This is a genomic window from Agromyces binzhouensis (genome assembly GCF_004135055.1).
Taxonomy (GTDB): domain Bacteria; phylum Actinomycetota; class Actinomycetes; order Actinomycetales; family Microbacteriaceae; genus Agromyces; species Agromyces binzhouensis.
The window spans coordinates 1-6770 of the sequence record NZ_SDPL01000151.1; the positions used below are offsets into that span (position 1 = coordinate 1).

Annotated in this window: 6 protein-coding genes; 2 read left to right on the top strand and 4 right to left on the bottom strand. The window is 71.2% G+C overall.

The window, feature by feature from the left end:
• The 3 genes from ffh to ftsY form a co-directional block, all read right to left on the bottom strand.
• Positions 1-1489 (bottom strand): signal recognition particle protein (gene ffh, locus ESO86_RS09030; RefSeq protein WP_129234597.1); only part of this gene is annotated, 1489 nt, incomplete at its 3' end.
• Positions 1490-1536: 47 nt separating this feature from the next.
• Positions 1537-2025, bottom strand: a complete 489-nt coding sequence (locus ESO86_RS09035) for a DUF2004 domain-containing protein (RefSeq protein ID WP_129234598.1) — start codon at positions 2023-2025, stop codon at positions 1537-1539.
• Positions 2026-2041: 16 nt separating this feature from the next.
• Positions 2042-2917, bottom strand: a complete 876-nt coding sequence (ftsY, locus tag ESO86_RS09040; protein ID WP_129234599.1) for a signal recognition particle-docking protein FtsY — start codon at positions 2915-2917, stop codon at positions 2042-2044.
• A 157-nt stretch (positions 2918-3074) separates the two neighbouring features.
• Between ftsY and ESO86_RS09045 the strand changes: the two genes are divergently transcribed.
• Positions 3075-4061, top strand: a complete 987-nt coding sequence (locus ESO86_RS09045) for a TIGR03885 family FMN-dependent LLM class oxidoreductase (protein ID WP_129234600.1) — start codon at positions 3075-3077, stop codon at positions 4059-4061.
• 4 nt (positions 4062-4065) lie between these two features.
• A complete protein-coding gene (locus ESO86_RS09050) occupies positions 4066-5730 on the top strand; it encodes an alpha-amylase family protein (RefSeq protein ID WP_129234601.1) in 1665 nt (554 codons plus the stop codon).
• Positions 5731-5769: 39 nt separating this feature from the next.
• On the opposite strand, the gene ESO86_RS09055 is transcribed toward ESO86_RS09050, so the two are convergent.
• Positions 5770-6770: AAA family ATPase (locus ESO86_RS09055; RefSeq protein ID WP_165307556.1), on the bottom strand; the 1001-nt coding region annotated here is incomplete at its 5' end.

Below are 6770 nucleotides of genomic sequence, written 5' to 3' on the forward strand. Positions count from 1 at the left end.
CGTCGGATGCCGCACCGGGCACCTGGCCCGACGCGATCGCCGCGTTCTCGGCGGCGCGCTTGGCGGGGTTGCCCGAGCGCGAGCCGCCGCCCGACTTCTTCTTGCCCTTCGCGGACTGCCGCTTGCCGCCGCCGTATCCGCCGCCGCCCGGGATCGGGCCCATGCCGGGGATCTGCGGCGTCCCGCCGCGCGCGACGGTCTTCATCATCTTCGCGGCCTGCTCGAAGCGCTGCACGAGCTGGTTGACGTCGGTGACCGTCATGCCGGAGCCCTTCGCGATGCGGAGGCGACGGGAGCCGTTCAGGAGCTTCGGGTTGCGACGCTCGGCCGGAGTCATCGACTGGATGATCGCCTCGGTGCGCACGATCTCGCGCTCGTCGAAGTTCTCGAGCTGCTGCTTCATGCCGCCGGCACCGGGCAGCATGCCGAGCATCTTCTTGATCGAGCCCGCGCCTCGGAGCTGCTGCATCTGCGCGAGGAAGTCCTCGAGCGTGAACTGCTCGGTCGCGATCTTCTCGGCGACCTTGAGCGCCTCCTCCTCGTCGAAGGCCTGCTGGGCCTGCTCGATGAGGGTGAGGATGTCGCCGAGGTCGAGGATGCGGCTCGCCATGCGGTCGGGGTGGAACGGCTCGAAGTCGTCGAGCGTCTCGCCGGTCGACGCGAAGATGATCGGCCGCCCGGTCACGGATGCCACGGAGAGCGCGGCGCCGCCGCGCGCGTCGCCGTCGAGCTTGGAGAGCACGACGCCCGTGAAGTCGACGCCGTCCTGGAACGCCTTGGCGGTCGTGACGGCGTCCTGGCCGATCATGGCGTCGATGACGAAGAGCACCTCGTCGGGGTTCGTGGCCTTCCGGATGTCGGCGGCCTGCTTCATCATCTCGGCGTCGACGCCGAGGCGGCCCGCGGTGTCGATGATGACGACGTCGTGCTGGGCGCGCGAGGCCTGCGCGACGGCGTCCTTCGCGACCCGCACGGGGTCGCCCACGCCGTTGCCGGGCTCGGGCGCGAAGACGGTGACGCCGGCCTGGTCGCCCACGACCTGGAGCTGGTTCACGGCGTTCGGGCGCTGGAGGTCGGCGGCCACGAGCATGGGCGTGTGGCCGTCCTTCTTGAGCCACTTGGCGAGCTTGCCCGCGAGGGTCGTCTTTCCCGCGCCCTGGAGGCCCGCGAGCATGATGACGGTCGGCGGGTTCTTGGCGAACTGCAGCCGACGCTGCTGGCCGCCGAGGATGCCGACCAGCTCCTCGTTGACGATCTGAACGACCTGCTGGGCGGGGTTCAGCGCCCGGTTGACCTCGTCGCCCAGCGCGCGCTCGCGCACCGTCGCGGTGAAGCCCTTGACGACGTCGAGGGAGACGTCGGCGTCGAGGAGGGCGCGCCGGATCTCGCGGACGGTGCCGTCGACATCGGACGCGGTGAGCTTGCCCTTGGTGCGGAGGTTCTTGAACGTCTCGGTGAGACGGTCGGAGAGGGTGCCGAACGTAGCCATGATGCCGTCAAGTCTAGAGGGCGACTCCGGGGCATCCGCTCAGGGGGTCAGCCCTCGAAGCGGACGTCGACGATCTCGCGCTCGAGGTCGATCGAGGCGACGAGCCGCTCGTCCGTGTCCTCCGGTGCGAGGCCGTACTCGAACTCGGCGAACGCGTCGCCGGGCTCGTCGGCGTCGGGACGCAGGTCGACGCCGAGGAGCGACATCGAGCGGAGCGCGTCGATCTGGCGGTCGCCCGAGTCGCGCCCGATCGCGGCCTCGACCTCCTCGGACTGCTCGAGCCCGGGGTCGAGGACCGTGGCGAGGAACCGCATCACGGGCGACGAGCTCGAGTCGAGCTGCGTGACGAACGCCGAGCGGAGCTCGTCGTCGACGAGTTCGATCTCCCCGACGAGCGTGGCCGCGACGTCCAGCGCCGTGCGCGCGACGGTGTCGGCGTCGGCGTCGAGGACGACCTCCACGCGCTGGTCGCCGTACTCGACGTCCTCCGACCAGTAGTCGCCGACGAGTCCGAAGTAGTCGTGCTCCATGGACATCCCGCTCTCTCCCCTCTCAGCCGACGAGCTGCTGCGCGAACACGTGCGGCGTGAAGCCCGTCAGGTCGCCGATCCCCTCGCCCTGCCCGATGAGCTTGATCGGCAGCCCGGTCTTCTCCTGCACCGCGATGACGAACCCGCCCTTGGCGGAGCCGTCGAGCTTGGTCAGCACGAGGCCCGTGACGCCGCCGTGCTGGATGAACGCCTCGGCCTGCGCGAGCCCGTTCTGGCCGGTGGTCGCGTCGAGCACGAGCAGGACCTCGCTGATCGGCGCCTGCTTCTCGATGACGCGCCGGATCTTGCCGAGCTCGTCCATGAGCCCGCCCTTGGTGTGCAGGCGGCCTGCGGTGTCGATGATGACCATCTCGGTGCCGGTGCGCTTGGCGTAGTCGACCGTCTGGAAGGCGACGGAGGCCGGGTCCTGGCCCTCGCGCTCCGGGCGCACGACCTGGGCGCCCGCGCGCTCCGCCCACGTCGCGAGCTGGTCGACCGCCGCAGCGCGGAACGTGTCGGCCGCGCCGACGACGACGCTCCGGCCGTAGTTGCCGAGGAACTTCGCGAACTTCCCGATCGTGGTCGTCTTGCCGACGCCGTTGACGCCGACGACGAGCACGACCGCGGGGCGCTCGGTGAGCTTGAGCGTCGGGTCGTACTTGGCGAGCCGCTCCTCGAGGGTCTCGCGGAGCATCCGCTGCACGTCACGAGGGTCGGTGGTCTTGTACCGCTCGACCTGCGCCTTGATCGAATCGACGATCTCCTCGGTCACCGCCGGACCGAAGTCGGCGCGGATGAGCGCGGACTCGAGGTCGTCCCAGGTGTCCTCGTCGATCGTCCTCGCGCCGAACACGTTGCGGAGGGCCGACCCGAGCGACCACGATGCGCGTTCTGCCATGCCTCCCAGCCTACGGGGGCGGATGCCTCCGGCTCGCCGCGCCTGACGACCCGATGCCGCTCGCCCGCGCCCGCGTACCGGCCGCGCGTCCCGACGGCAAGGCCTTGCCCGTCCACGCTTCGCGCGGAAGCATCGGGCTGGGCGGAAGGAGACCACCATGCCCCTCGTCGGATTCCACGCGTCGCACGAGCAGCTCCCGCCGAGCGCGCTCCTCGACGCCGTCGTGCATGCCGAGCAGGCCGGCTTCGACGCCGCCATGTGCAGCGACCACTGGGCGCCGTGGAGCGTCCGCCAGGGGCACTCGGGCTACGCCTGGTCGTGGCTCGGGGCGGCCCTGCAGGCGACCTCGTTCTCGCTCGGCGTCGTGACCGCGCCGGGCCAGCGGTACCACCCGGCCGTCGCAGCGCAGAAGATCGCGACGCTCGGCGAGATGTTCCCCGGTCGGTTCTGGGCGGCGATCGGCAGCGGCGAGGCGGTGAACGAGCACATCACGGGCGAACCGTGGCCCGACAAGGACACGCGCGATCGCCGGCTCGCCGAGACGATCGACGTGATGCGACGGCTCCTCGCCGGCGAGACGGTCACCCATGAGGGCACGGTCAGCGTGCACGAGGCTCGGCTCTGGACGCGGCCGGAGGAGGCGCCGCCGCTCATCGCCGCCGCGGTGAGCACCGAGACCGCGGCCGAGACCGCGGAGTGGGCCGACGGCGTGATCACGGTCGACCAGGAGCGCGACGCGCTCAGGGACTTCATCGACGCGTACCGCGGCGCCGGCGGCCGCGGTCCGATCTGCGTCCAGGTCCACCTCAGCTGGGCGCCGACCGACGACGAGGCGCTCGCCATCGCGCACGACCAGTGGCGTCAGAGCCTCGTTCCGCCGCACCTCGCGTGGGAGCTCGCGACCCCCGAGGCGTTCGACGAGCGGACGGCCGACGCGGACCCGTCGGACGTGGCCGACACGCTCCTCGCAACCTCCGACACCCAGCGCCACCTCGACGCCCTGCTCGAGATCGCCGACCTCGGCGTCGACCGCATCTACCTGCACCATGTCGGGCAGGAGCAGCAGGGGTTCATCGACGCGTTCGGCGCGCACGTGCTGCCCGCGCTTCGCGCCGCGGGCCCGTCGGCCGGCATCGAGGGCTGAGCCGATGCGCGCGACCGACCGAGGCGACCTGTGGTGGAAGACCGCGGTCGTGTACTGCCTCGACGTCGAGACCTACATGGACTGGAACGACGACGGCACGGGCGACTTCGAGGGGCTCGCGAACCGGCTCGACCACCTCGCCGAACTCGGCGTGACCTGCATCTGGCTCATGCCGTTCCAGCCCTCGCCCGACCAGGACGACGGCTACGACATCACCGACTTCCTCGGCGTCGACCCGCGACTCGGATCGCTCGGCGACGTGGTCGCGTTCACGCGTGCGGCGCGGGACCGCGGCATCCGCGTGATCATGGACCTCGTCATGAACCACACGTCCGACCGGCACCCGTGGTTCGCGTCGGCCAAGCGCGGCCGCAACGCCCCCTACCGCGACTTCTACGTGTGGCGCGACGAGATCCCGCCGAACCCGGCCGAAAGCGTCTTCCCGGGCGAGGAGGAGGGCGTGTGGGAGTGGCACGAGGGAACGGGGCAGTACTACCTGCACTCGTTCTACCGGCACCAGCCCGACCTGAACATCGCCAATCCCGAGGTGCGCGACGAGATCGCGAAGACCGTCGGGTTCTGGTTGGAGCTCGGGTTCTCCGGGTTCCGCGTCGACGCGGTGCCCTTCCTCATCGAGCCCCCGGACGGCGTGGACATCGGCGATCCGCACGAGCTCATGCGCGACCTCCGCCGGTACCTGCAGCGGCGCGCCAGCGACTCGATCCTGCTCGGCGAGGTCAACCTGCCGTACGACGAGCAGATCGCGTACTTCGGGGCCGACGGCGATCCGGCCGAGCTCACGCTGCAGTTCGACTTCGAGGCGATGCAGCGGCTGTACCTGTCGCTCGCGAGGCAGGATGCCACGCCGCTCCGCGACACGCTCGCCCGGCGCCCCCAGCTCGAGCCCGAGAAGCAGTGGGCGAACTTCGTGCGCAACCACGACGAGCTCACGCTCGACAAGCTCTCCGACGCCGAGCGCGAGGAGGTCTTCGACGCGTTCGCCCCGGAGGACTGGATGCGCGTGTACGGCCGCGGGATCGTGCGACGGCTGCCCACGATGCTCGAGGGCGATCCGCGCCGCATCCGCATGGCCTACAGCCTGCTCTTCTCGCTCCCCGGCACGCCCGTGCTCTTCTACGGCGAGGAGATCGGCATGGGCGAGAACGGCGAGCAGGAGAAGCGCCAGGCCGTGCGCACGCCCATGCAGTGGACGGGCGGCCGCAACGGCGGCTTCTCCCGGGCGGCGCCCGGGCGGCTCGCGGCCTCACCGCCCTCCGACGGGTACGCCCCGGAGCACGTCAGCGTCCAGGCGCAGATGCACGATCCCGACTCGCTGCTCGCGGTCATCCGCGGCTTCGTGACCAGGTACCGCAGCTCGCCCGAGATCGGCTGGGGCCGGTTCGAGCTGCTCGACGTCGGCGAACCCGCGGTCCTCGCACACCGCATCACCGAGGACCACCTGCGGTTCGTCGCGCTGCACAACTTCGCGCCCCACCCGGTGCGGGTCACCCTCGAACTGGGCGACCTGCCGGAGGACGCGGTGCTCTCCGACCTGTTCGCCGTCGACGCCGACCCGATCGACGACCGCGGCCGGGTCGACGTCGAGCTGGACGCGTACGGGTACCGCTGGTTCCGGGTGCTCGCGCCGGGCGACAGACGGCTCACCTGACCGGATGGCGCGTGCGCCGCATCCGTTCGGCCGCGCGGCTCAGCTCGCCTTCGCGCCGAACTCCTCGCGCACGCGCTGCCCCACGACCGCCGAGACGCCGTCCTGGCGCATCGAGACGCCGTAGAGCGCGTCGGCGATCTCCATCGTCCGCTTCTGGTGCGTGATGACGATGAGCTGGCTCTCCTCGCGCAGCGACTCGAAGGTCGTCAGCAGGCGCCCCAGGTTGGCGTCGTCGAGGGCCGCCTCGACCTCGTCCATGATGTAGAACGGGCTCGGGCGGGCCTTGAAGATCGCCATGAGCAGCGCGACCGCGGCGAGCGAGCGTTCGCCGCCGGAGAGCAGCGAGAGACGCTCGATCTTCTTGCCCGCGGGCTTCACGCTCACCTCGATGCCGGTCGTGAGCAGGTCGTCGGGGTCGGTCAGCGCGATGCGCCCCTCACCGCCCGGGAAGAGGATCGGGAAGACCTCGGCGAAGGCCGCGCGCGTGTCCTCGAAGGCGGAGCGGAAGATCGACTCCATGCGCCCGTCGATCTCCTCGATGATCGTCAGCAGGTCCTTCCGGGTGTTCGCGAGGTCGGTGAGCTGCTCGGTGAGGAACTGGTGGCGCTGCTCGAGCGCCGCGAACTCCTCGAGCGCGAGCGGGTTGACGCGGCCGAGCTGGGCGAGCTTGCGCTCGGCCGCCTGCAGTCGCTTCTGCTGCTCGGCGCGCACGAACGGCCGCGGCTCGGCCTCGGCGTCGGCCTCGTCCGGGATCGGCTGGTCGGGCCCGTACTCGGAGACGAGGACCTCCTCGCCGAGCCCGAGCTCGCTCTCGGCACGCTCGACGAGCGAGCCGACGTGGAGCTTCTTCTCGTAGATGCGCAGTTCGAGGCCGTGCACGTCCTCGGTCACGGCCTGCAGGCGTTCGCGGGCGGATGCCTCGGCCCGACGTGCGACCTGGACCTCCTCGTTGCGGCTCGCCCGCTCGGCCTCGGCGGCGGCGAGGGCGACGCGGGCCTCGGCGACCGAACGACCGGCCGCGGCGAGGACCGGCGGAAGCG

Bases quoted from the DNA above. Each gene is read 5' to 3' on its own strand.
- ESO86_RS09035 (WP_129234598.1), bottom strand. From the start codon at position 2,025: ATGTCCATGGAGCACGACTACTTCGGACTCGTCGGCGACTACTGGTCG.
- ftsY (WP_129234599.1), bottom strand. From the start codon at position 2,917: ATGGCAGAACGCGCATCGTGGTCGCTCGGGTCGGCCCTCCGCAACGTG.
- ESO86_RS09045 (WP_129234600.1), top strand. From the start codon at position 3,075: ATGCCCCTCGTCGGATTCCACGCGTCGCACGAGCAGCTCCCGCCGAGC.
- ESO86_RS09050 (WP_129234601.1), top strand. From the start codon at position 4,066: ATGCGCGCGACCGACCGAGGCGACCTGTGGTGGAAGACCGCGGTCGTG.